This is a genomic window from Kineococcus indalonis, assembly GCF_009906395.1.
Classification (GTDB): domain Bacteria; phylum Actinomycetota; class Actinomycetes; order Actinomycetales; family Kineococcaceae; genus Kineococcus; species Kineococcus indalonis.
On the sequence record NZ_JAAALM010000935.1, the window covers coordinates 1 to 767 of the forward strand.

The window sequence follows — 767 nt, forward strand, 5'->3', positions numbered from 1 at the left end:
CTCCCGGCCCCCGCGGCGCGCCGGGCGGGCCGGGAGCGCCCGGCACGGCCCCGCGCCAGGCAGGATGAGCCCATGAGGGGACGCGTGCTCGTGGTCGACGACGACACCGCGCTCGCCGAGATGCTGGGCATCGTGCTGCAGGGCGAGGGGCTGGAGGCGCGCTTCTGCTCCGACGGCGACCAGGCGCTGGAGGCGTTCCGCGCCACCCGCCCGGACCTGGTCCTGCTGGACCTGATGCTGCCCGGCACCGACGGCATGGAGGTGTGCCGGCTCATCCGCGCCGAGTCCGGGGTGCCGATCGTCATGCTCACCGCCAAGAGCGACACCGTGGACGTCGTGCTGGGTCTGGAGGCCGGCGCCGACGACTACGTCGTCAAGCCGTTCAAGCCCAAGGAGCTCGTGGCGCGCGTGCGCGCCCGGCTGCGCTCGGCGGGGGAGCGCCCGCCGGAGACGCTGCGCATCGGCGACCTGACCGTCGACGTGGCCGGGCACTCGGTGCGCCGCGAGGGCCGCTCGCTGCCGCTGACGCCGCTGGAGTTCGAGCTGCTGGTCACCCTGGCCCGCAAGCCGTGGCAGGCGTTCACCCGCGAGGTGCTGCTGGAGCAGGTGTGGGGCTACCGCCACGCCGCCGACACCCGGCTGGTCAACGTCCACGTGCAGCGGCTGCGCTCGAAGATCGAGAAGGACCCCGAGCACCCCGAGATCGTCGTCACCGTCCGCGGAGTGGGGTACCGCGCGGGACCGCTGTGAGGCGCCCGGCCCTGCCG

General features: G+C 74.7%; 1 protein-coding gene. It reads left to right on the forward strand.

Going from position 1 to position 767, the window contains the following annotated elements:
- Positions 1–72: 72 nt before the first annotated feature.
- Positions 73–750: an MtrAB system response regulator MtrA gene (mtrA, locus tag GTR00_RS22030; RefSeq protein WP_166613611.1), complete on the forward strand. Its 678-nt coding sequence runs from the start codon at positions 73–75 to the stop codon at positions 748–750.
- The last annotated feature ends 17 nt before the right edge of the window (positions 751–767 follow it).

Excerpts from the sequence above, each read along its gene's own strand:
- mtrA (WP_166613611.1), top strand. The coding sequence starts at position 73 with ATGAGGGGACGCGTGCTCGTGGTCGACGACGACACCGCGCTCGCCGAG.